The sequence below is a fragment of the Bacillus sp. URHA0034 genome, assembly GCF_056280405.1.
Genome location: NZ_JBWCDK010000001.1, coordinates 65,036 through 87,854, shown reverse-complemented (window position 1 = coordinate 87,854; position 22,819 = coordinate 65,036). Strand labels below are relative to the sequence as shown.

The 22,819-nt window shown below is 34.3% G+C and carries 26 protein-coding genes and 2 pseudogenes; 10 read left to right on the top strand and 18 right to left on the bottom strand.

Annotation, left to right across the window (positions count from 1 at the left end; translation table 11 throughout):
• Positions 1-251 precede the first annotated feature (251 nt).
• Positions 252-416 carry a hypothetical protein gene (locus ACZ9EE_RS00545; protein ID WP_476024745.1) on the top strand — a complete coding sequence of 55 codons (165 nt, stop codon included), beginning with the start codon at positions 252-254 and terminating at the stop codon, positions 414-416.
• Positions 417-495: 79 nt separating this feature from the next.
• On the opposite strand, the gene ACZ9EE_RS00540 is transcribed toward ACZ9EE_RS00545, so the two are convergent.
• On the bottom strand, positions 496-915 hold the full coding sequence (locus ACZ9EE_RS00540) for a DUF4279 domain-containing protein (RefSeq protein ID WP_476024744.1): 420 nt from the start codon (positions 913-915) through the stop codon (positions 496-498).
• A gap of 215 nt (positions 916-1,130) precedes the next feature.
• Here ACZ9EE_RS00540 and ACZ9EE_RS00535 point away from each other — a divergent pair.
• Together ACZ9EE_RS00535 and ACZ9EE_RS00530 are read left to right on the top strand one after the other, a co-directional pair.
• Positions 1,131-1,541 (top strand): annotated as a pseudogene (locus ACZ9EE_RS00535) (DUF3888 domain-containing protein); the annotation flags it as partial.
• A 668-nt stretch (positions 1,542-2,209) separates the two neighbouring features.
• Entirely contained in the window at positions 2,210-2,647 is a 438-nt protein-coding gene (locus tag ACZ9EE_RS00530; protein ID WP_476024743.1) for a hypothetical protein, read from the top strand.
• A gap of 126 nt (positions 2,648-2,773) precedes the next feature.
• On the opposite strand, the gene ACZ9EE_RS00525 is transcribed toward ACZ9EE_RS00530, so the two are convergent.
• The 10 genes from ACZ9EE_RS00525 to ACZ9EE_RS00480 all read right to left on the bottom strand — a co-directional run bounded on the left by ACZ9EE_RS00525 (position 2,774) and on the right by ACZ9EE_RS00480 (position 8,651).
• Entirely contained in the window at positions 2,774-2,998 is a 225-nt protein-coding gene (locus ACZ9EE_RS00525; RefSeq protein WP_476024742.1) for a hypothetical protein, read from the bottom strand.
• 109 nt (positions 2,999-3,107) lie between these two features.
• Positions 3,108-3,554 carry an NUDIX hydrolase gene (locus ACZ9EE_RS00520; protein WP_476024741.1) on the bottom strand — a complete coding sequence of 149 codons (447 nt, stop codon included), beginning with the start codon at positions 3,552-3,554 and terminating at the stop codon, positions 3,108-3,110.
• 21 nt (positions 3,555-3,575) lie between these two features.
• Positions 3,576-3,917 (bottom strand): HIT family protein, encoded by a 342-nt coding sequence (locus ACZ9EE_RS00515; RefSeq protein WP_476024740.1) that lies wholly within the window; start codon positions 3,915-3,917, stop codon positions 3,576-3,578.
• A 164-nt stretch (positions 3,918-4,081) separates the two neighbouring features.
• Positions 4,082-5,116, bottom strand: a complete 1,035-nt coding sequence (locus tag ACZ9EE_RS00510; RefSeq protein WP_476024739.1) for a DUF4179 domain-containing protein — start codon at positions 5,114-5,116, stop codon at positions 4,082-4,084.
• Complete coding sequence (locus ACZ9EE_RS00505; RefSeq protein WP_476024738.1) at positions 5,091-5,636, bottom strand: sigma-70 family RNA polymerase sigma factor; 546 nt, start codon at positions 5,634-5,636, stop codon at positions 5,091-5,093. The genes ACZ9EE_RS00510 and ACZ9EE_RS00505 overlap by 26 nt, the downstream gene beginning before the upstream one ends.
• Positions 5,637-5,804: 168 nt before the next feature.
• Entirely contained in the window at positions 5,805-6,242 is a 438-nt protein-coding gene (locus ACZ9EE_RS00500) for a hypothetical protein (protein ID WP_476024737.1), read from the bottom strand.
• 293 nt (positions 6,243-6,535) lie between these two features.
• Positions 6,536-6,892 (bottom strand): hypothetical protein, encoded by a 357-nt coding sequence (locus tag ACZ9EE_RS00495; RefSeq protein WP_476024736.1) that lies wholly within the window; start codon positions 6,890-6,892, stop codon positions 6,536-6,538.
• Between the two features lie 250 nt (positions 6,893-7,142).
• On the bottom strand, positions 7,143-7,652 hold the full coding sequence (locus ACZ9EE_RS00490; RefSeq protein ID WP_476024735.1) for a DUF3916 domain-containing protein: 510 nt from the start codon (positions 7,650-7,652) through the stop codon (positions 7,143-7,145).
• A gap of 110 nt (positions 7,653-7,762) precedes the next feature.
• The gene (locus ACZ9EE_RS00485) at positions 7,763-8,053 is read right to left on the bottom strand and encodes a hypothetical protein (protein ID WP_476024734.1); all 291 of its coding nucleotides are present in this window, start codon (positions 8,051-8,053) and stop codon (positions 7,763-7,765) included.
• A 118-nt stretch (positions 8,054-8,171) separates the two neighbouring features.
• On the bottom strand, positions 8,172-8,651 hold the full coding sequence (locus ACZ9EE_RS00480; RefSeq protein WP_476024733.1) for a hypothetical protein: 480 nt from the start codon (positions 8,649-8,651) through the stop codon (positions 8,172-8,174).
• 359 nt (positions 8,652-9,010) lie between these two features.
• Between ACZ9EE_RS00480 and ACZ9EE_RS00475 the strand changes: the two genes are divergently transcribed.
• Complete coding sequence (locus ACZ9EE_RS00475) at positions 9,011-9,136, top strand: hypothetical protein (RefSeq protein WP_476024732.1); 126 nt, start codon at positions 9,011-9,013, stop codon at positions 9,134-9,136.
• 318 nt (positions 9,137-9,454) lie between these two features.
• Positions 9,455-10,675, top strand: coding sequence for a translocation protein TolB (locus ACZ9EE_RS00470; RefSeq protein ID WP_476024731.1), 1,221 nt, complete (start codon positions 9,455-9,457; stop codon positions 10,673-10,675).
• Between the two features lie 492 nt (positions 10,676-11,167).
• On the opposite strand, the gene ACZ9EE_RS00465 is transcribed toward ACZ9EE_RS00470, so the two are convergent.
• The 3 genes from ACZ9EE_RS00465 to ACZ9EE_RS00455 all read right to left on the bottom strand — a co-directional run bounded on the left by ACZ9EE_RS00465 (position 11,168) and on the right by ACZ9EE_RS00455 (position 14,819).
• Entirely contained in the window at positions 11,168-11,602 is a 435-nt protein-coding gene (locus tag ACZ9EE_RS00465) for a hypothetical protein (RefSeq protein WP_476024730.1), read from the bottom strand.
• 387 nt (positions 11,603-11,989) lie between these two features.
• A complete protein-coding gene (locus tag ACZ9EE_RS00460; RefSeq protein WP_476024729.1) occupies positions 11,990-12,403 on the bottom strand; it encodes a DUF4279 domain-containing protein in 414 nt (137 codons plus the stop codon).
• Between the two features lie 217 nt (positions 12,404-12,620).
• Positions 12,621-14,819: an MMPL family transporter gene (locus tag ACZ9EE_RS00455; protein WP_476024728.1), complete on the bottom strand. Its 2,199-nt coding sequence runs from the start codon at positions 14,817-14,819 to the stop codon at positions 12,621-12,623.
• Positions 14,820-14,999: 180 nt separating this feature from the next.
• On the opposite strand from ACZ9EE_RS00455, the gene ACZ9EE_RS00450 reads away from it, so the two are divergent.
• Positions 15,000-15,881 (top strand): processed acidic surface protein, encoded by an 882-nt coding sequence (locus ACZ9EE_RS00450; RefSeq protein WP_476024727.1) that lies wholly within the window; start codon positions 15,000-15,002, stop codon positions 15,879-15,881.
• Positions 15,882-16,101: 220 nt separating this feature from the next.
• Here the strand turns inward: ACZ9EE_RS00450 and ACZ9EE_RS00445 are convergent, their stop codons facing one another.
• From ACZ9EE_RS00445 to ACZ9EE_RS00430, 4 genes are all read right to left on the bottom strand, one after another.
• Complete coding sequence (locus ACZ9EE_RS00445) at positions 16,102-16,599, bottom strand: YoqH family protein (RefSeq protein WP_476024726.1); 498 nt, start codon at positions 16,597-16,599, stop codon at positions 16,102-16,104.
• A 138-nt stretch (positions 16,600-16,737) separates the two neighbouring features.
• Positions 16,738-17,526 (bottom strand): hypothetical protein, encoded by a 789-nt coding sequence (locus ACZ9EE_RS00440; RefSeq protein WP_476024725.1) that lies wholly within the window; start codon positions 17,524-17,526, stop codon positions 16,738-16,740.
• A gap of 186 nt (positions 17,527-17,712) precedes the next feature.
• Positions 17,713-18,420 carry an SAM-dependent methyltransferase gene (locus ACZ9EE_RS00435; protein WP_476024724.1) on the bottom strand — a complete coding sequence of 236 codons (708 nt, stop codon included), beginning with the start codon at positions 18,418-18,420 and terminating at the stop codon, positions 17,713-17,715.
• Positions 18,421-18,694: 274 nt separating this feature from the next.
• Positions 18,695-19,411 carry a hypothetical protein gene (locus ACZ9EE_RS00430; RefSeq protein ID WP_476024723.1) on the bottom strand — a complete coding sequence of 239 codons (717 nt, stop codon included), beginning with the start codon at positions 19,409-19,411 and terminating at the stop codon, positions 18,695-18,697.
• 97 nt (positions 19,412-19,508) lie between these two features.
• Here ACZ9EE_RS00430 and ACZ9EE_RS00425 point away from each other — a divergent pair.
• The 4 genes and pseudogenes from ACZ9EE_RS00425 to ACZ9EE_RS00410 all read left to right on the top strand — a co-directional run.
• A pseudogene (locus ACZ9EE_RS00425) lies at positions 19,509-19,654 on the top strand (recombinase family protein); the annotation flags it as partial.
• Between the two features lie 194 nt (positions 19,655-19,848).
• Complete coding sequence (locus ACZ9EE_RS00420; protein ID WP_476024722.1) at positions 19,849-20,565, top strand: LytR/AlgR family response regulator transcription factor; 717 nt, start codon at positions 19,849-19,851, stop codon at positions 20,563-20,565.
• Between the two features lie 3 nt (positions 20,566-20,568).
• Positions 20,569-21,864, top strand: a complete 1,296-nt coding sequence (locus ACZ9EE_RS00415; protein WP_476024721.1) for a sensor histidine kinase — start codon at positions 20,569-20,571, stop codon at positions 21,862-21,864.
• 164 nt (positions 21,865-22,028) lie between these two features.
• Complete coding sequence (locus ACZ9EE_RS00410; protein WP_476024720.1) at positions 22,029-22,787, top strand: hypothetical protein; 759 nt, start codon at positions 22,029-22,031, stop codon at positions 22,785-22,787.
• The last annotated feature ends 32 nt before the right edge of the window (positions 22,788-22,819 follow it).

Here is a 22,819-nt window from a genome sequence, read left to right as displayed (position 1 = left end):
TTACAGTTTCTTTCTTAACCTTTTTTTCATTAAAAATTCTCCATTTTGGTTTTATTTGTTAATAATCTCATCTTAATAGAAAAATCCTTCTTCAGCTAACCTGCACGTTAGTGCAACAAGAAAAGAGTCGCCACATGACTCTTGTTTTTGATAAAAGCATTTTGAGCCACTCCGATCACTAAAATGTGGGCCACTTGTCCTTTTGAAAAACTGGAAAATCTGGAATGTCTTGACATGGATCCCCCTGAGGTATGATTTTGTTCGAAAGCCGAGACACCAAGGTGTTTCGATTAGGCGATGAGCCTATCATACCTCTCACTCCAAATCAAGACGTGTTTTATCTGGAAATTGAGTGGCTTACGATCGATTTCACGATCGAAGTGGCTCTATTTAATGATCAAACAACTCTTTATTAAACTCTCGCACCCGTTTGTTTAAGTAGAACTTTTCACAAACTCGTTCTTGCATATAGATTTGTTTTACCTTTACTTTTGTTCAATTAGAAGTATCCTCAACTTCACCATATGAAAGTATATTCACTTCAAATCTAATATTTAAATCAGCAATGTCCCTTAAAGTCTTGGGTTGTAAATCAAACCCTAACTGTCCTAAATTTGAACGTAAACTAAAAAATATATAAGCATCATAAACTTCAGAAATTTCACTGATAAAAGTCTTATAAGGCAATAGTGTGCTTAAAAAAATCTCTAACGCTTCATTTAATTCATCGTAACCTTTAAATTTCACTTGATAATTCCAATAAGAATCCTTCATTTTTATGTCTTTTGTCATTATTTCATCTTTTCTTCTAACTTTTGAAGGTTTAAGGTTTAACTTATTTGTTATTTCATCAGGGTATAAATCTACACCACGAATAATGAAATCAAACGAGCCAGTGACAAAACTCTCTTCCATTCCTAAACACATCCCCAAGAAAACATAATAATTATTTTTCTCCTAACAAACACCAAAATCCTTCCTAAGCTAAACTGCCACGATAGTGGAACAAGAAAAGGCTGCCGAAGCAACAGAATGGTTTCTAAAGTAACGCACCCGTTCAATAAGCACATACCCTATCCAAAAAAAGGTAATAATAAATTAAATGGTTGTAAAGAGGTGTATTAAAAAGAATGAAAAAGATGCTAATCGCTTTTATACTATCCTTTCTTGCTATTACTTCTTTTCAAACAACAAACGTTTCCGCAGATAAACCCACTCAAGATTCCGAAGAACTTCGTTTACAGGATATGCTTATGAATTTGCTTACTCCTTATATCAGAGAAGATTTGAATAAGTATTATTATCCAAAGATTTTAAAGGATTTTTCACCTCAAATCTCTCCATGGTTAATTGAAGTGATTGAAACAAGAAGAGTAAATGGCTTCCGTGGCTTAATGTTGGAGATTACATTTGAAATCGAGCCTGACGATGGCGGACACCATGTTCGAGTAGGGAAGGACCGAATGACATATCGGATTTCTTATGGACCTGAAGTGAAGTTAATAACTCATACGCACTTAAAGACATATAAATACCCTCCTCCTGACTTGCACTTGCAGGGATCGTTTGATTTTAATAGGCTGCCACATTTGTTTAAGGGTATGTTCTTAAGAAACCTTTTTAGGTTAATGTTACTACCAATAAAAGATGCAAACTCGTCTGTTCTTTCTTCGAATCAACTCCCGTTGCTGAACAAGAAAAGCGAATGTTCTTATTAAACAATCGCACCCCGTTAGTGGAAGAACTTAGAAATCTATAAACGCTCTGACATATTTAATAAATTTACAACGTTTAAAGCAACTTTCTCAAAGTCTTCATCCGTTTTTGCATTCTATTCCGTCTTTATCTTCGGATTTTGCCCCCAACCTAAAACGTTTGTTTATATCATGGGCAGTAACTTTGTTTGGTGGTATTTGTTCTCCTTAATCCATTGTTACTCCTTGGGACAATTATATTTTTCAACCTTAGTTCATCCGTACCTCGTTCGTAGTCGATCTTCTCATTATCCTCTATATCTAGTCTCCTTTATTCAGTTATTTATAAAATACCACATTTTCTTCAAGTAACCTGACCGTTAGTTACATAAGGAAAAGATGCTGCCACAATTACACAAATTCCCCCTCAGTCGAATAACAAAAAGTTCCACCCGATTGGCAGCATTCTGAGAGTATGCTATACTGTCCTTTGGATTTTATTAGGGGGATGAAACTTGAAATTCAAGGAAAAGAAAAAGAATGTCACCACCGATGTACCGTACAGAGAACGAGACTTCCTTCAAGAATTTATGAATGAGAAAGCCAAAAAGCAAAGGAATGAAAATATCCGCTATTTCATTCTTATCGTTATTCCATTGATTTTCCTTCTGGGATGGGGACTGAAAGGCTGTGTACATTTGATACACGACGGCAGAATCGCAAAAGCAGGAGAGTTCATCGATAAATGCGAGAATCCTTATGCCTTCTGGCAGGGAGTTAATGGGAAGGATTGTGACGACGCCCGAAAACTATACAACAATTACACCGACGAGGAATGGAGAGAGGAAAAAGAAACTCTCATTATCCTACAAGAAGTAACGGAACATGACCATTTGTACGATGAAATACAAGCTAAAATAGCGAAAGACAGAGAAAAAGAAGCTTCCCAATAAAAAAATCTTTTCTGGGATTCTCAAAAATTTCATATGATATCAAAAGTATTGGTCTTATTTTATTATGGATTTTCGGACCCTTGTTTAACTCAAGCACCCAGTTAGTTGAAGATCAATCATCATTGTTTAATCTATAAATTTTCTACAAACTTCACAATGACCACTTTCGTTTAAAGCTAGTGGCTTGAAATACTTTCTTAGATTTTTAGCGGCAGCAGAAGTTTCATTACCATAAGTAGATAGCTCAAACGGTAATTCAGGTTTATAACCAATATCCTGACAAGCAACACATTGATTAATCCATTTTCTAAGTTGGGGATACATTCTTAAATATTCTTCTCCCTCTGTCATAAAAACTCACTACTCCTTGGTTATTACGAATTTCTATCTTTGTTATCCTAATGAACCGTTAGTTTAAGTGTATTTCTTCACAATCTTACGTGGAACGGGACATACCAATTTAAATAAAATGTTTCTCAATTATTATCTTCGCCCTCTCATCAAGTTGGGAGGGTAATTCATTAACGGAGAAATATTTCAAATCCAAGCTTTCACCATCATCCATAGCTAATTTACCACTTGTCCCCTCTGCTAAGAAAACACATACAACGTTATAGACTTCATCGCCATTAGGATATTTAAAATAAAGGTTTTTTCCTGACAATATATCGACAAACTTATAATTCTTTGCTCTTAAGCCTGTTTCTTCAAAGAGTTCACGTTCAGCAGTTTGCTCCAAACTTTCACCAAGCTCCATTGCTCCACCTGGCAAACCCCATTCTTTAGTATCAGAACGGCGTTGAAATAAAATCTCTTTTTTATGATTCCTAACTATAATAGTTGAACCAACCAAAATAAAAGGTCTGCAACCTATAAGCTCTCTTATTTCCTTTGTATATCCAGCCATATTTCCCCCGTCAATATTTTTTTAGTCTCTAATGCGATTTCCATAGTGTACATGCCAGTGCATATGTTTATTGCTTTGATATTCACCAATATTAGTAGAAACAGTACATGCACCGAACTTAGAATTCATAGTCGTAGCAACTTCCTTTATAACACCAAAGATTTCTACCTTAATTTCCTGCTCATCAGGTTGAACTGTAATTATAGATTGGATATGCTTTTTCGGAATTACCACAATATGTTTCTCATAAAAAGGACGAGTGTGATAAAAGGCAAGCACATTTTCTGTTTCTAACACTGTTTTTACAGGTGTATTTCCACTTAGAACCTCATCACAATAAAAGTCTTCAAGTTTGTTTGTCACCAAAATTAACCTCCATATAATGTTGAATACTTTTAGATATTCTATATGTTGGTAATAATATCCTTCTTCAATTAAACTGCTTCGTTACTTCAATATGAAAAAGCATTACCGCTGTCCCAGTAATGCTCCCGTTACTTTAAGTACAATTATTCACAAACAACTCCTTATTTTAAATTGACTGTAATAGGTTCAAAATCAATCCTATTAGAATTAGTTTCGTCTGGACCAGACGTGGCTCTACTTATCTGAGCAAACGGGTAGAAAGTAATAGAAGTAGCTTTTTTGTCTAATCCATGAACTGTTGCATTCCACATGAGATCTTCACTTGAATCACTGCCAACAATGCCTTGTCCGCCATTGTAAGGTACCTTGTATTCATTACCTAAATTATCGATCGCATATAGCTCTGCTTCAACGTATTCTGATCTGTCTAAAAGTTTAGTGTCAATTATTTGGGAATAATTGATGGATAGATTTACATCCGTTTTTTCTGCATCAATTAAACGAACCGTTACACCACTTTTACTAACCTCTTTATTAATTGGAATATGAATACTTGGGATTTCTTTAAGAGAAAATTTGAACGACCAGTCTCCTTTTATTGTTTTATTACCAAACGAAATCGACTTTGGTTCCCATGCCATGTTAACCGTTTTTCTATTATCTTCAAACATTGATATTGTCATAACTCCTAGATATCCAACGTCTTTTACATACTCTGTACCATAACCCGTATTACTAAAGTTCCCTTGAACAAATGGTAAACTTTCAAACATTGGCCGTTTTTCAAACTCTTCATTTGTTCGTATCACATATGAAAGAGTCACCATATTTCCGTCGTAAATCGCTTGATCAATAACCATTTCTATTCCGTTGCTTTTTTCTACTATTCCCATATCTGTACTAAGGTCTTTATATGTTTTGTAATATGCTTTCTCAAAAGCAAAATAATTAAATACACTGCCGATCACAGGAATTTGGGTAACAAACTTCGCAAAGGTTGGGGATGCCAGAGCTGATGAAAATGTAATCACACTAACTAACACAATAACTGCTATATATTTTACAATAGGAAATATCCATTTCTTTTTCCGAACCTTTTTCCCTTGGAATGCATCATCAATAATTGAATCTAATCTTGAATGCGGCACAGAAATTTGGTTTAATGCCGTTTTAATTTGATTCTTTTGTTCTATCATCTACATACACCCCTTTTAAAAATGGTTTCAGCTTTTCTAAACCCCTTTTAATGTTGGTTTTCACCGTTCCTAAAAGCTCATTTAAATTTATTGCAATTTGTTCTAATGTCAAGTCGTGATAATACCTAAGAATAAGCACGGTTTTGTATTTTTCATCGAGCTTGTAAATTGCATCAAATAAGTCGATTTTTTCTTCAATGGACACGTTCTTACCGACAGTATCTTCTACTTTTATATTTTCGATTGAAATCACCTTTTGATTTTTCCGCAACACATTTATAGATAAATTGATACAAATTCTTGTCAACCAAGTTGAAAAATACTTAGGCTCTTTTAGCTGATGGATTGCTTCCATTGCAAGTAAGATAGTTTGTTGAAACACATCAACTGCATCATCTTCATTTCTTACATATGTAAAAGCAACTCGATACAATTTTTCCTTTTCATCCTTCAGTAAAAGCTGTAAGGCACCTTTATCCCCATTTATTGCTTTTATTACTTGTTTCTCATGCTTTGACAATCAATTCCCCCCTTTATTAATTAGAGAAAGTAATTAACTAAAAAGATTCATTTTTTTATAAAAAAGTATGCAATAAGAAAAGCTGCCAAAATGACAGCTCCGATTTATAACTATTGCACCCGTTAATTTAAGCACAATTCTTCACAAACTGATCATTGAATTAGAATCTTAATGAGTGTCCCCATTTAACATCGACAATGCAGCCTTGTTCTCTGTGTCCACTTTTAAAATTTCTATAGCTATTTTTGTAGCTTCATCTTTACTAAGCAAAGGCTCGGGCATTTCAAAAAAAAGTAATAAATACTCTTTATAACTAATATCTTCTGGAGCTAATTCTACTGCTCTTTTTGCGTGGAAAAATGATGTTTGATATGCACCATCTAAATGATTCAATCCCATACTAAGTAGAAATGACGCTAAGTAATGTAACTCAGAGGTTTCCTTATCAAGTAATAAGTAGTTCGCAAATCCATAGGGAGCAATTGTTTCATCATCATATGCTATAAGGAAAAGTGTTTCTCTTAAAGCTTCCAAATCCATAGTCTTAGAAAGCTGCTTTGCTTTAACAAATTCACCGTTTTTTATTGCTTGTTTAAAATCATCCAAATTAATCCCCCCCTAAATCCTTGTATGTGCAATAAGAAAAGGCTGCTGTAACAGCCATAATATCTTGTACTCAAGCACCCATTACTTTAAGTACAATCTTTCACAAACATACATCTATTGATACCACTTAGGTTTTAATCTACTGAAGTAATCATGATCTTCTAAATACATATAGACTTTTTCTAACATCTCATTCATGTTGTTTGGAACTGTTTTTAGAGTCCAAACCACAGTGGAAAAAACGCACATTGCTAGGTAAAGTGAATACAACCTCCAAAAATCTCTGTCTAATACTAATACATAAAACCTACTATAATATAGTAAACATAAGTCAAATGACTAATTATGACTAAGCAAATTGAACAGATATTTATTAATTTTGAATACCCCGCTTTTTTAAAAAGACGGTAAATTAATAAGAAAAGACTTAGAATAATCAATTGTAATATAAATGTTATATAGAGATATGCATGTAAAGAATCTCCTCCTCCAATGAAAATACCTGTGCCTACTAAAATAATCCCTAATAGTCCAGATATACCAACAATACTTTTTAGGGTACTCCTCTTAATTTCTACTATTTGTGCTGGAAACAATGTTATTCCTAACACCATGAAACTTATCAAAATATGAAGTAAAAATACTAACACGATTAAATCTCCTATCTTCTTCCTAATTGCTCTATAAACGAACGATACCCACCTCTCTAAGTAAAGATCCTATCGTTATTTACATTGAAAACTAAAATTTCTTACCCAATATAATAAGTAAACAAAGTTAATATTAATACGTGTTTCCAATTAAATTGGTTTCAACCCTTATGTTAAATTAACCTGCTCCGTTACTTGAAGAAGGAAAAAGCATTACCGTTGATGCAGTAATGCCCCCGTTAGATCATTATTAAAGGTGTCCAATATACCAAGTTTCACCACCGTATATATCAGCAAAAAAATAGTCCTTATTTATCACTTTAGATTTAGTCCCGATAACATCAAGTCCAGGGGGGATTTTTACATTCCACTCTTTTGCAAAATCCCGAAAATTCTCAAGTTTTACTATCGAAACATTTCCATCGTTCTGTTCAAATTCTACTTCTTCGGGTTCATTATAAATATAGATTTTTGTGCCATACCAATAGTGAAAATCAATCATTAAAACAACTTTCGCTTCTTCTAATTTAGCTGGTTTTAAATCAATTAAATGTTTTGTTCTGTCAATCAAAAACTGAAAACATTCAGATTTTAATTTGTAAGAAACTTTCGAGGAATTTAACCAGTACGCTCCATTATCAGGGAGATGGTACTCATAATATCCCTCAAAGTCTGTTGGAAAAACTCTGGTCTCTTCTTCGAGATTTTTGTAAAATTTTCTAATACTTCTTTTTAACCCTCGAAATTTTTTCATTCTCATTCTAAAATTCTCCTCAATCAAAAGGTTAAATTTCTTCAATAAGGAAAGAGCGATCCCTCTTTATTGAAGAATCGCACCCGTTAGTTCAAGAAGGCTATGAACACTGGTTATTATTTAAAATCAATTTTATCCCATATTTCCTTTCCTTTTTTCGTTTGTTCAAACCAAAAATCCTCAATAGTCAAAGTATTGCTTTTTATGAAAACTTCTTTTGTTTTATTAGGCGGGTAAACGATTTGTATTAACCCATCATATAAAAGTTGAACCATAACATCTTTTATCTCAGTACGATTTGTCCTATAAGTTGTATGCCTAAAATATCCCTCAATTTGAACGATACTTTCACCATCATCAGCAAGTGCATCTAAAATACACTCTTGAAAACTCATTTCTTTGTACAAATCATTTCACCTCTCAAACGAGAATTACATTATAATTTCTTCATCCTTATTGCACTAATCTCCCAGTTACTTCAAGAAGGAAAGCGACTTCTCTTTTAGAACAATCGCATCCGTTAGTTCAAGAAGAAATTCTATTAAGTGGTAGTGTTGCACCAATCAACTCGTCTTCCTGATTTAGATAATCTAAAACACTCTTTATGTCCTCTACATTGTAACTTTTAACAACTATCATATGCTTTATATGGAGTCCTGTTGGATATATATTTGGTTGCTGTAATAAGTTTCTTAATCGTTCTGGAGTGTAGAGAATACACCATCTTTCACTTCCGTCACTCATTTTCATACTTATTTCTATCCAATTTGTTTCGTTAGGGTCATTTGAAACTTCATCATCAAACTTCCAACTTATTAAATCTATAATGTCCTCACCATTTACATTAAAGTGAGATAATGGAAACCATTTTAATCGTCCATTGTCGCATTTTATTCGAATCATATCTTCGTCAGTATTTATATCAATTACTTGGTATGACTTTCCCCTTGTTAAGCCCTCAGAATATACACCTGGAGTTCGACAAACGATATTCTTATTTATCATAAGACCTCCTTATTAAACCTGAAAAACTTATAATTTATCATATCACGTTTTTAAGCTAACCTCCTCGTTGGTTCAACAAGAAAAAGCTGTCGTAATGACAGATCTGATCTTAAACTCAAGCACCCGTAAGTGAAACAAGTAAATACAAATACTGAAAAGGGAAACACTAATTTTTGAGGTGAGTCCAATTGATTATTTTGAAATCGTGCCTTGTTTTAAGTCTTTTAACAGCATTCCAACCTTTCGGGAATCAAAAGGTTGTTCCAGCCCCACCTAACATAATTAGCATTGACACTGATTCCCCAAAAAGAGGAACCTGGATTAAAATACCAAAAGGAACAAAGAAGATAAAATTTAATGTGAAAGCCGAAAACACTGAGACCGTCTTGTTTTGGTTAGTACCAACAGGAACAGAAACCTGGAATCATAGAAAACTTATTGGCTATGGCATAAAAGAGGGCGATAAGGAAATCTATTTACTTTAACTTGGAATATTGACCGCCCATCCCTTCTTGCCCACTTACATATTCAAGCATTAGGTGAAGGAATAGCAGATGATTCTATTAACTTAATAATGGATTAGTCATTCCCTATTAAACTGCCCCTTTACAGCAAAAAGGAAAGGTACCAATCCTGCTTATATCAATTTCCTTGTTCATATTCCCTTCTGTTAATTAGTTATTATTCAATCACAATAGAACTATGAATGATTTTTTCTCTCAATGAGATTTGAAGAACTATTACTTGTAGCAATACATCAACTTGAATTTACTAGGTAAATCTAATTTGTAGGAGGGAATGGCGTGCCAATAAAAATCTTATTAATTATGATACTTTTCCTATTTCCGTTCATTACTGTGACTAAAGCAGAAGTGCCACCATTGAAGGCTGCGTTTGTTCGTGAACACCAGTTATGGATGAAAGAGGGAGATCGAGAAATACAGCTTACAAAAGATAAATATGTCTATCCACCCCAGTGGTCCTACGATGGTAGATTTATTGCATACATCGACGGTGATGAGCAGGGAGAAAAATCAAGCCTTTGGATTTATGACACAAAGAAAAAAGAGAACTTTAAACCGTATCCCCACATTGAGACTTCTTTATTTAGGTGGTCCCCTGTTGCAAATGAGTTAGCATTTTTATCTGGATGGGTTCTAAATGTTACTAAGACAAAGGATGGCAGGCCTTCTGGATTTGAAAATGTGTCGTTAGGTGTTAGTGGATTTGAATGGTATCCAAATGGAAAAGAGTTTATAGTGTCTGCTGGGTCGAATCGACTTCCCACTGGCTGGGAGCCGATTAAATTGTATCGAATCCCAAAGGATATGAATCTTAATGAAAACAAAGCGAAGCCATTGTACTCAATCCCAATCGATGAAAATAATCTATTTGCCGTTAATGTTGGTGATTTTAAATGGAGTCATGACGGAAAATGGGTTAGCTTTCTCGGTACCCCAACACCTTCTTGGGCAATGGACAGTAATCCTTTATGTGCCTTATCCTCAGATGGAAAAGTGTTCAAAGACATCGGCAGGATGTTAGGATTTAGTGACTGGTTTAAGTGGGCACCCCAAGCCAACCAATTAGCTTATATTTCAGGAGAAGGACGGTTTTTTGTTGAAAATAAGATGACTAAAATTGTTGAGCTAGAGGCATCCACCAAGCAGTTAGAATATACACCAAAAGGATACGTAGACCTAGATTTGGAGTGGCTGGCAGCTTCCAAAGTGATCGTCGCACGGTCAGAGGAAAATAAAAAGTGGAAAGAGGGGCCAGCTCCCACAATGTTCACCTCTCTTTATGAAATAGATTTAGCGACAGGTACTCAGAATCGGATCACATTCCCAAAAGAAAATGAGTTAGATGTAGACCCACAAGTCGTTGGATCTTATCTCACATGGGTACGCAGGCAAGACAAAACACATAAAGGTGATGTATGGATAAAGTATGATAAACAGAAAGAAGCGAGCATTTGGATAAAAGATGTAGATTTTTCACCTGTTTTATTTAAAAATCAGTAATTTATCATCAAAATAAAGTATAAATAACGCTTGGATTGTATTACCCAAGCGTTTTTTAATAGTCTGTTAAACTAAACTGCGTCGTTTATTCTTAAAGAAAACCCGCCATTTTGTTGGAAACATTGATCTTCCGCATAAGCACCGGTTACTTTTATAAAAAACAATTATTGACCTTGTTTATTTTTTTCGGAGTCATTATCAAAATCTATAAGCCATTGATTTTTTTCTAATATCAGATGACTAACTATCATAGCTAAAAAAAATGCAATCAAGGAATTATCTGAATCAAATACCTTATTTGCTATCCAATATAGTAAACTTGAGATTAAAATAAGTCCAAATATATAAGAAATTCATTGCTTCATATATCCTCCTTGTAGTAACCGCATTTTTTAATTATTTTACCAAATAATATACGGTTGTTCTTATTCAACTATACTGTCCCGTTTGTTTAAGTACAATGTTTCACAAACTTTCCTTTTTAATAAATAATTACATATATTTCTTCTGCTGTTCCCTAACATAAAAAATTGCTTTTTCAATTGTAAATATTTTTTCCTTAAGCCAATTCTCACCCATTTCTCTTACCATCGGGTGAACCATTCCGATTTTACTTACAATTGCAACATAATCGAGTAACACATATATAACGTCATCTTTTAACCCCAAAAGTTGCAAATCCCTAACAAGCTTTATATCATCTTCGGTAACAGTTCCATAGCGTTCCTTAATAAAATCGTAAGGTGTTGTAGATTTCGCCTCATTAATATACCATTCATCGGGTGTCATTCCAGTCTTAGCATTGAATTGTTGTTCGTTCCATTCCTCTATTGTTATTCCGTGTCTTTCCTTAAAACGTTCTTCTGGTGTCTTACCTTGTACTACTCTATTGTTTGTCTTACTGATACGTTTTTTGTCTTTCATCATCCTTTTCACCCTTAGAATTAGTTTTTAATATATGATAATTCGATACTGCTTTCATCGTTCCCTTCTTAAGTCTTATTGTGCTAAACTGCCCCGTTAGTTCAACAAGAAAAAATGACCGCCGCAGCGATCATTGTCGGAAAGGCATCCTTCACTCAAGCACCCTGAATAAAAATATTTATTTTTCCTTGGAAAAAATCTTCTGAAAAACCATAGAAACAATAATAAATAAAATAAAACTAAGAAATTAAAGTTGGAAATAATAAATGAATTCCACTTACATTCTCCTATTCCTTCTTATGCTAAAATCCATTGGTACAACAAGAAAAAAGATTGCCACAGCGATCTTTTCTTAATCTTATGCCGATAGTTGAAGAGAAATTGTAGTTTTTAATTATTTTCAACCTCACCATATGAAAGAACGTGTACTTCAAATCTAATATTTAAGTCAGCTAATGTTTGTATAATTTTGGGTTTCAATTCGAACCCTAATTGCCCTAAGTTAGAACGTAAACTGAATAATATGTAAACGTCATAAGTATTGGAAATGTCACGAACAAAGGATTTATAAGGAAGAAGAGTGTTTAACAATTCGTCTAAAGCTAAATCAAGCTCATTGTTCCCTTGAAACTTTATTTGGTAACTCCAATAGGTATCCTTCATTTTAATGTGTTCGGCGATTAATTCACCTTTTCTTCTAACCTTTGAAGGTTTAAGGCTTATATTTTTTAATATTTCGTGAGGGTCTAAATCTTCTCCACGAATAACGAAATTAAATGAGCCAGAGACAAAACTCTCTTCCATTTCTAAACACATCCCCAAGAAATCATAATTTTATTTTTGCTAACGAGTACCGAACTCCTTCTTAACACAGATAGGTAATGGTTTGATGTTATCGCTCCCCTTTTCCCGCCTCTTTCCAGTGATAACTACTTACTTGTTAGTGGTACAAGAATGGATTTTCTTATGGTTAATTTTCATATATCTTTATTTGCTAGTCATATTTAAGAATAGCCGAATGTTATTTGCCTACAATCCATCTAGGTGCCCACCAATTTGCAGGACCTAGTAGCTTCATCAAAGCAGGCACCACAATAATTCGTATCAGGGTAGCATCAATGAGAATAGCACAAAATAACCCTACACCGAGTGCCTTTGTAATTTCAATGTTAGTAAAAATAAACGAACCCACTACAACAAGTAAAATTAACGCAGCACTACTTATAAGCCCACCAGTTTTCTGTAGCCCCACGGCAGTACTTTTTTCATTATCTCCTGACCTATCATATTCTTCCTTTATTCTTGAAATTAAGAATACCTCATAATCCATTGAGATACCAAAAACAATACAAAAGATTGTAACAGGCATAATTATACTAACGTATCCAGTAGAAGTAATATGTAGGAAGCCCGCTAACCATCCGTACTGAAAAACGATGACTACAATCCCCAGGCTTGCCCCCAGACTTAAGACGTTCATAAGTAAGGCCTTAAGCGGTAAAAGAACTGACTTGAATGCGGAAAGCAATATGATATAAGTAACAGAGATAATAAATAATATTAACAAGGGTAAACCCGAATTAATTCGATCTAGCATGTCAACTCGGATAGCAGTTTCCCCGGTAACATTTGTTTTTAAGTCACTCATTGATATATTTCTAACCAGATGAACAAGTTTGGATGATTCAGTCGAATCTGGCTTAGACTGTGGTACGATAGTCAGCAATGCATAATTTCCTCGTAATAAATTCCTGTTAACCATTCGTTCATGTGTACCTTTTAAAGCTAATAGATGCGAGGTGTCTTCAGCTGAACGATTTCCAAGAAAATCTATATAGCTTTGAACCTCCAACACACCAGGTAACTGACGAATTTTATCCTCATATTTTTTTATCTCTCTTATGGAGGCCACTCTGGTGACATTTTCCTTTGCCTTCACAACAATATTAATGGGGCTAGATCTCCGTATATCATAATTTGCTTTCAATAATTCTGCACCTGTCCTTGATTCGTATGCGGGTGGGAGTACTTCCGCGGTGGGTACCCCCACTTTCATACGAACAATGGGCATCATAAGCGATAATAAAAAGGTAATGATCAAGATGGCTAGTATCGCTGGTCTTTTCATTACAAAATTGGCGATCCGCTCCCACATGATTGAGTTTTCCAATTTCTTTTGAGTACCAGGAAATACTTTTAAAGAATTGATACGATGCCCCAAAATACCCAATAATGCAGGTAAAAGCGTACATGACAGGAACATTGCTGAAAACACAACCAGGACACCACCGAGACATAATGAATAAATAATTGGCAGCTTAATAAACAACATCCCACACATACCAATTAAAACAGTAATTCCTGAAAAAAATACAGATTGTCCTGCTGTTTGAATGGCCATACCTACAGCTTCCTCAACGGATTTCTGGCTCTTTAATTCCTCTCGAAAACGGCTTACTAAAAAAAGTGCATAATCCACTCCTATCGCCATTCCTAGCATCATCACTATATTTGGAAGAAAATTTGAAAGGGAGTAATATCCAGTTAGAAAGTATGTAATCCCCATTGTTAGAGATACACTGATCATCCCAATCAACAGAGGTAGAATGGCAGCCCAAACAGTACCAAAAATAAATAAAAGTACAAATAAGGCAATGGGAAGTCCAATTTTTTCTGAATGTGCCATATCATGTTTGGTTGCTTGCTGTATTTCATGTAGTGTAGCTATTTCTCCATCAATATACGTATCCATTCCTTTGGGGCGGCCAATTAGCCTTTTCATTTCTGAAAAATGGTTAAGTGCCTCTCGGTTCTTTAGTTTTAATTGAACAACAACAGACTGAATACCCTTATCTTCCTTTATACGTGGTGTGTTGTTAATCTGGATTTTTCTAACATAGTCCTTCTTATATAGTTTATCTAATGATTGCAAAATGTCCTTCTTTGCTTGATCACTAGTTAAGTCTAAATGATTACTCTTATATACAATTGTTAATGCAGACGGGGACGCTTCAAATTCCTTTTTCATTAATGATATACCTATGTCCGACTCGCTACCCTGTGGATTTAATCCGCTATCCTTAAGCGTATTAGGAAGTTTTTGGGCAAATGAGGCTGAAAAAATGAATAATGATATCCAAAAAATTGCTACTGCCCAGCGTAATTTGTACATCTTTATTCCCCAAAGCCAAAATAGACCTTTATTTTCAATTTCTCTCACGTTTCCCTACCCCCCTTTTGTTCCTGTGAGAATAGGATTTGTCATTTCTCATGTTTTTATCAAGAAGAAGAAACGTAACATGTATGTGATTCATCTAAATAGATATAGGAATTATTTGCATTTCTAACGAGTGTGAAAAAGGGAAAATTAATAATGCACCAAATGTTAAGGAGGGTACCAATGGGCTATTTAAAAACCATGCTTGTTTGCTTGCTGACTTTCCAGCTCCTTTTAAATGTTCCTTCAGCTAAAGCTGCTCCGCCAGAAAATGAATTGAACCAATATTTAGCTGGAATAGGATGGACTAAACAGGAGTTACTGGACTATCTTTCCTACTATGAAATCCCTTTAGAAGATTTTAGTACAGTGGAAGAATTAAAAGACGTGCTCGGTACCCCTATCAACTCAAACAATTTGCAGGAGTTGTTAACCAAGTATGATCTAACACAGAAAGAATTTAACGACTTAATGGATCATTTTGGTGATAACTTGAATGATTATAAATTTATTGAGGATTTGGATGCATCAGTTGAATATTACGAAAACTATGATGAATATATGGCAGAAACCGAAAAAGCATTAGCGGATTTTGGCATTACTGAAGAAGAGACAGAAAGATTGTTTAACTATTTAGCTGAGGTGGAGGAAAAGAATAAAAATCAACTTGATCAAATAGCAACAAACGACACTCTTTGGGAAAAGTTCTCCAATGTGGAAGATCCTTCTCAATTAAGCGATGAAGATTTTGATGAAATGGTTAACATTTTGGAGCAAACCATTGGATTATATGAAATTAAAATGAACTTTAAGGTTAACGGTCAACCTGTAGCGTTAAAGGATTTGTTAAAAATGGAGTCACCTCCAAAGGGTAATCTTTCTGGCAGTATCTACAGCACATCAGGGGAGCTTTTGTTCGACTTTAATATACCTAAAGAGTATATGGAATCACTAGAGGCTGTATACGATGGGGAAGATTTGCTTCATATAGGTGAAATTTCAGATGATTATGTAGATCATATGCATGAAAAGAAATATGAACAGGGACGAAAAAATTTAAAATAATACGAAAGCCCTTCTCAATGGGGGAGGGCTTTTGTAAAAGCAAAATCATTCTAATTTAACTGTTAGCCCTCTTAATCATATACTTGTTTTCATAAGCTACATATTCAGACGTGTACTTCAATGTTTTGTTCATTCGTTACTTTGAGTATATTTGTCTATAGATGAAGCCGTGCGGTTTGCATTCAAAATGCATTCCATTATACAAAGAAGTGAACCCACATTATTTATGACATCCATGTAGGGTGTTTTTCAAAATAACCGGTCCTAACTTTTTTGTTTTTGAATTGGAAAGTCGTAATTCTACCCAGGTATTAACAGGAAGCGCCGCGGATATCTCATCAAATTTACCCACCCAAGGAGTACCACCAAACCAACTAGGAACATCCTCCTTCACTGAATACATCTTAAATCGCCAGCTGATTTCACCCATAATCTGTACGAATCCCTCATATTGATCATAGTCCCCAAAGGATGAGGGTGATGGTAGCCAATCAGCATAGATTCCCACACCCTTCCGTTCTCTAACCGGACTCGTCGGAGCGGTGCTATATGGCTTTTTAACTTTTGTAATTAAACCAGTCCCTTTTGCATTGGGAATATCCTTAACCGGTTTAAGAATCACACTACACGGATAGGATACTTCCTTTAAAGGCTGTGCATGAATTACATCTAGATTAAAAAAAAGGAAGACTAGGATTACCGAAGAGATTTTTATCATTTTTATAATGCCACCCCCAAGTTTGGAGATAGTATAACCAATCCATTCATTCAAAATTAGTTCATTTATCAACTGTTTTACATAATGATTATTAATGTTCAAAACAAAAAAGGTTACCGCATTGCAGCAACCATAATTTTAGCCCTCGCGTCTACATTGGATACGACTCTCTTGTCCTGATATACTTTTTTCTACTTTCACCTTATTTATTTTAACTCCATGTTCAGGAGTATCCGTTATAGTGATATGGATCCTATCATCAGGTCCATTATGATGAGTGGAAAAACTCAGTGCACTTGCATGGATGATATGTCTTCTCCCATCACCGTTTATCCTTTCGATTTTATCAATTTTTGGACATGAGATAAAATCAGAATAGGATTGGTCGAGGTAGTTAAAGTATCTGGTATATAAAGTTTCTTCAAGCAGCTCATCTTTGGGAGCGCCAACACTTTCATATTTCCATCCTACCAGGAGCCAATCGTAAAGCTCTAATGATCTCAATCGTATTTTATTATTGTTCCAAGAATATATAACTTCACCGTCTGCTAATGTGCACGTTTTTGTTTGACCCTTAGAAATACAATTATAAGCAGGTTCTATAACAACAACTTCTCCATTCTTCATTTTGATTTTCATTGAGGCCACTAATGGTGTTGTATCTAATCCTGACTCAGCTACTTCTTCAGACGGACTTGATTTGTTAATCCATTTAACAACCTTATTAATAACCACCTCTTCATACCCATCACTTTCTTTAAATGCACGGGATCCCCCGTATAACCGGTTTGCTTGAACATATAAAACCTCTTCTGTTTTTAGTAGTGGCTTCCTTGAAGGAATATTTGCCTTTACTATATTTATGGGGGAGAATAATCCAACAAACACAAGGACCAGCGAGACTAATTGTTTCACGATTTCATGCACCTCTGGTAGTCATAATTGTAGGTATTTTCCCCTTATAATAAGCTTAAATACACAAATCCCAGCAACAAAAAGGCAATGGAGTGAATTCCATTGCCTTTTCTTACACGGTAAAACTATTACGAATCGCGCATCCGAAGCTTTTCTAAACCCAGAGCCGTACTTATTAAAGTGACTGTTGCCCCTTAACTATAACCCTTTATTAATTTTTAACATTGAGTTAGCATTTACCTGAAATTCATATGGAACTTTAACTTCTTCCACAGAACAACCATTTTCAGTTAGATAACTTATTATTTTATCTAAATGTTCATATCGCTTTCCTTCCAAATCCACCAAAGGAAAAATGCGAATTTCATCTTTGGTAACTCTTAATAACTCGTCTAAAGTGTTTATATGAAATTCATAATCTAATCGGTCAGCGTACATAAAAAGAAAATGGGCAGAAAGAAGAACATCAAATTCTCCATCCTTAAAGGGTAATGACGGTAAAGTGACCGGAACGTACCTTTCACTTGATTGTCTCATATCCTTTGCACAATGATTTAAAGCACGTAGGCGATGTTTTCTAAGCCCCTCTATATCATTAAAATAATCCCAAATATAATTAGTTTTTGCTGTTTCCATATGTTCCATCGCATGTTCAACATCCTGTATTCCTTTATCATAAAGATCTTCATTAGAATGATAATATGCGATATCGGCAGCTGTTATATTTAACCCTGATGCATTGCCAACGGCAGTAAAAGAACAGGCCCCAGCCGGACAATCCAGTATCCTTTGCCCCTTCAGTTCTGCTTCCGAAAGTGAAAACATATCCAAATATTCTTCAAACGTTCTTCCAATGAAAATAATTCTCTCTAAATCTAACTTAGTGCTCTGCTCAGCTCTACTCATCTAAACTCACCTCTATAAAAGAATTAAATTCATATTATCATAGTGAGCTGGAAAACTTAACCTTTTTTAAGAGTTTTATATTATTAATTTTCCGTATTACAGAGAAATGAAAAAGATCATGAACTCTTTGCTGAACTTAAAAACCCGTTAGTTTCTTTAGTACAATATAAAAAAGGTACCACAACTTCTAACGGGTTCGATTTTGAAATACAAAAAACGTAATTCATTATGAACGAAGGTTCGAATGCTTACTATGTTAACATATACTTGATGGTTATTGTTTAAATGGTTCTGCTTTCTTAAAAGTAACAGATTCTGCTTTATACATTTTTCCATCCCAAGCATATTTAATTTTTAGGCTGCCTATACCTGCCTCAGGAATAGATACATATACAGTTGTATAGCCATAAAGAACACCGTTTTCAGGCTTATATTCCTCCATTGATCCTGCTCCAGGAGGGTCATCAGAAGATTGATAACCGAATTTTAAAAAGTCCACTGAGTATTTCCTTTTACCAATTAAAACAGTAATTTCATTGCCTTTTCGTTCCATTTTTACAAGTCTTTTGACTGCATCATTAATTGTTTCAACTGGCACTTCTTCGTATCTTCGACTAGGGTCATGTATTTGATTTAATACATGTATTTCTTTAGTAGATACTCCTGACCCTGAACCAGAAATTAAAGCGACTATAACATCTCTTAATCCATCGCCATTTATATCTTCATAAAATAATTCAGGGGCAAACTTGTCATTATACCAATTTGGAAAGTTGTATAATAATTCTCCGCCTACGCTATCAACTCCACCGCCAACTTGAACGGTAAAGTTCTTGGTAGCCATACTATCTACCTTATCAGCAATTAAAAAAATGTTTTCGTACCACACATCAGATGCAATGTGTGATGTTACAACCCTTTGAACGGCATATGCTTTTCTGGTATGACAAACTATAGTCATTATTAATAAAAATATAAAAAATTTCTTCATTGTTTTCACTCCTTTTATTTATAATTACCAAAAGGAATGAATAACTTTACTGGATGTTTATTTTGTTAATTAATTTTTCTTTTCATTAATTTTTGTCAAAGGTCCGTTAAAGAAGTATCATAATATACACGCAGGATTGAATTATGCAGTTATGCTATATAAAGAAGGAAATATGACTATTTGTGAAATAACAAAATGAATAGAGCTTACTCATATAGAACGCTTTCGGAAGGAAACAAATAATCTTTCCTAAATTTTTTAAACTATTCGTGATGGAAGTTAAAAATCATTAGAAATTAATTCGAAACTGGAAAGTTATGTTATTGAAGAGGCAGTATATTTATATAGCTGTCAACTAATAGATTAAATGCAATACATAACAAAATCTGCTTATAAACTAAAGTTGAGTTTAACTACAAAATCGGGGGTCTTTTAAAATGAAGCATATTTTAATAGTAGAAGATGATGGGGAAATTCAACAGTTTCTTAAGCATGCTTTAATAGAGTTAGACGCAGATATACGTCTATCATTCTCAGTCAATGCTACAGATGCCTTAGTTATTGCAAAAAAGGAACAAATTGATATATTCATGGTCGATATTCAGCTGCTGGATTATAAAGGTACAGATTTAGTTAAACAGCTTCGCTCCATAAAGACATATAAATATACACCTATCATTTTTGAAACCGCTGTTGTAACAGAAGAACTACGAGCATACAGAGAATTAAAATGTTATCACTATCTAATGAAGCCATATACAAAAGAGGAAGTGCAGATCATTATTACAGAGGTACTGGACTTCTTGCAGCAACCTAAAACAGATGAAAGAACAGTAAGGATTGAACAAAAAGGATTTATATTCGAATATCGATTGCGGGAGATTTTATATATTGAATCTTTCGGTAAAAAGATGGTTATTCATTTACTAACGCAACAAGGGGATCACCGACAAGAAAAGATTGCAGGCTATTCTTTAAAAGCAATGCTAGAATTATTGGACGATGAACTATTTGTACAATGTCACAAAAGCTATATACTCAATAAAACGCATGTTGAAGTGATTCAGAAAGCGGAAAATCTAATCAAACTTCGCCATTGCTTAGCCCCATTACCGATTGGACATAAATATCGAAGTCAAGTATTGGAGTATTAATAAATGGCACTATTATTATTTGAAACAGCACTAGATGTAGTTTCACTATATTTGATTATGTTTTTAGTAGGTCGTGAGAAGATTAGCCTTAAACGGGGAGCAATCCAATGGATTGGAGTCATCTTGATATTTTGCCTAGTGGATCACACACTACTTAGCTCAGAGAGTAGTTATGCTAATGCAGTAATTTATAGGGATTTTGAGATTTTACCTGTCCAAAGGATTTCAGGACTGATTGGACTGCTTTTTTTGACATTATTAATGAATAGCTTTGTTCTGAAGGCATCACACATTGAAATTATCTTTATTACTATGCTCGGGTTTATTATTTGGTTCTTAATACGACTATTTACTTTTGCAACGGGTGATTTACTCACAATTAGTCACATGGCCATTCGTCCATTAGCACTTATTCTAACAATATGTTGTTGTTGGTTCGTAGGAAAAAAATTCACAGCCTATATACGCAATGAATACAATCATTTTGTTAAATTAATGATTGTCAGTGTATTTACCTTTATCTTATATATTGTTCTGTCAGCAAGAAATAAAAATGTGTTTATGATTGAATCTACTTTTATAGCATTTGTTGTTTTAATAGTGATTGTAATGCTTGGTTTGCTCTTTTATGAACAAAAAAAGTCTCACGTAATGGAAAATCGAATGAAAGCAATCGAAAAATATATTCCAATTATTGATGAATTAGTGGCAGAAGTTAGATCTAGACAACATGAGTTTTCTAATAAATTGTTAGCTATTTCTAGTATTTTGCAATCAACTGAAAATATGGAGGATGCACAGCAGCAAGTTTCAAAATATGTAGAAAACGTAAAACAAACAAATGGACAACATGAGCTGTTGAATATGGATCATAAAGTGATTGCAGGTTTTCTCTATACGAAGATGAAACGAGCAGAGCAGTTAAATATGGAATTAAAGATTGAACGTTCAGTCTCGGTTTCAGCCTTCCCATGTGAAGATTATGATTTAATTGAAGTGCTTGGTATTCTAATCGATAATGCCATTGAAGCTTGTTTCGGAGGCGACACAATTTTTATCCGAATGATGCAATTAAATGAACGATACGAGATAACAGTAAGTAATCCAGCTGAATATATGACGAATGAACAATTTATGCAGTTGTTTACGCTCGGATATTCGACGAAATCCACTTATTTGAACAACAGAGGCTTTGGATTATATAATGTCCAACAAATTGCGAAGCAATATGGTGGGAAAGTTATCGCACGAAACGATCAAATGAACGGGCAAATGATTACGATTGGTATCCAGTTTTAAAAACATAAACAGAGGTTTTAGAGGAACAAAAAAGTATTCATTCCTCTAAAGCCTCTGTTTGTTTCTAGTCTATTGTTTTGGGTAATTGTGTTCGTTATAGTGTAACCAAGGAACGGAGGGTTATGGTGAGAAATTTAATTAAACTAGAATGTCTTAAATTAAGAATGTCTTTTTTACTAACAATCATAGGTGGGACTTTGTTATCAGCTATTTTATGTTGCACAATTTATAAAAATTATGCATTAGAGCACCAGCTAGAAGTATGGGAAGTGGGGTTTGAAATATTTAATTTTATATTTCCACTTATTGCAGTCATACCCACGTGTTGGCTCATGTATTTTGAACGTAAAAATGTCTTTTTAAAATACACCTTACCCAGAGCGAGTAAAAAACAATATTTGTTATCGAAGTGGTTTGTCATCAGTGGTAGTTCATTCTTAACTATGTTCATTATGTCGTTTGCAGGTGTTGTAACGGCTCTTTATGTAGTTAAACCGATTGATGTGATCTATACATGGATTTCTCCTGAAACCGGGGAGGCTGCGCCTAGGTTGTTACTAACTCATTTTGAAGGAGAAATTTTTACTAAAAGACCATTATTATACGGGTTCTTATTAAGTGTTTGGAAGGGGCTGATTTGTGTAATTGTAGCAAATATGGGATATGTGTTTAGTTTATTTAGCAAAAACCTATTTGTCATATTAACAGGCCCCTTTGTATATGTTATTTTGGAAAATTTCATTCTTTCAATTTTACATCTCGAACGTTTACGATTAGCTACAGCTTTTGAACCTACAAGTGTCGCTGTCGAAGCTATTAACCTTTCTTCTTTTATAGTTGGTCCCATGTTAGCCATTATTTTTATGATTCTTTATGTCGTGTTTATGAAATTTAAAGTTAAAGAATCTATTTACACGATATAGGGGGAGAAGTATGATTTCTTTCTTAAAGTACA

Excerpts from the sequence above, each read along its gene's own strand:
- ACZ9EE_RS00545 (WP_476024745.1), top strand. The coding sequence starts at position 252 with ATGATTTTGTTCGAAAGCCGAGACACCAAGGTGTTTCGATTAGGCGAT.
- ACZ9EE_RS00540 (WP_476024744.1), bottom strand. The coding sequence starts at position 915 with ATGGAAGAGAGTTTTGTCACTGGCTCGTTTGATTTCATTATTCGTGGT.
- ACZ9EE_RS00525 (WP_476024742.1), bottom strand. The coding sequence starts at position 2,998 with ATGACAGAGGGAGAAGAATATTTAAGAATGTATCCCCAACTTAGAAAA.
- ACZ9EE_RS00520 (WP_476024741.1), bottom strand. The coding sequence starts at position 3,554 with ATGGCTGGATATACAAAGGAAATAAGAGAGCTTATAGGTTGCAGACCT.
- ACZ9EE_RS00510 (WP_476024739.1), bottom strand. The coding sequence starts at position 5,116 with ATGATAGAACAAAAGAATCAAATTAAAACGGCATTAAACCAAATTTCT.
- ACZ9EE_RS00490 (WP_476024735.1), bottom strand. The coding sequence starts at position 7,652 with ATGAGAATGAAAAAATTTCGAGGGTTAAAAAGAAGTATTAGAAAATTT.
- ACZ9EE_RS00480 (WP_476024733.1), bottom strand. The coding sequence starts at position 8,651 with ATGATAAATAAGAATATCGTTTGTCGAACTCCAGGTGTATATTCTGAG.
- ACZ9EE_RS00465 (WP_476024730.1), bottom strand. The coding sequence starts at position 11,602 with ATGATGAAAGACAAAAAACGTATCAGTAAGACAAACAATAGAGTAGTA.
- ACZ9EE_RS00460 (WP_476024729.1), bottom strand. The coding sequence starts at position 12,403 with ATGGAAGAGAGTTTTGTCTCTGGCTCATTTAATTTCGTTATTCGTGGA.
- ACZ9EE_RS00450 (WP_476024727.1), top strand. The coding sequence starts at position 15,000 with ATGGGCTATTTAAAAACCATGCTTGTTTGCTTGCTGACTTTCCAGCTC.
- ACZ9EE_RS00445 (WP_476024726.1), bottom strand. The coding sequence starts at position 16,599 with ATGATAAAAATCTCTTCGGTAATCCTAGTCTTCCTTTTTTTTAATCTA.
- ACZ9EE_RS00435 (WP_476024724.1), bottom strand. The coding sequence starts at position 18,420 with ATGAGTAGAGCTGAGCAGAGCACTAAGTTAGATTTAGAGAGAATTATT.
- ACZ9EE_RS00430 (WP_476024723.1), bottom strand. The coding sequence starts at position 19,411 with ATGAAGAAATTTTTTATATTTTTATTAATAATGACTATAGTTTGTCAT.
- ACZ9EE_RS00420 (WP_476024722.1), top strand. The coding sequence starts at position 19,849 with ATGAAGCATATTTTAATAGTAGAAGATGATGGGGAAATTCAACAGTTT.
- ACZ9EE_RS00415 (WP_476024721.1), top strand. The coding sequence starts at position 20,569 with ATGGCACTATTATTATTTGAAACAGCACTAGATGTAGTTTCACTATAT.
- ACZ9EE_RS00410 (WP_476024720.1), top strand. The coding sequence starts at position 22,029 with ATGTCTTTTTTACTAACAATCATAGGTGGGACTTTGTTATCAGCTATT.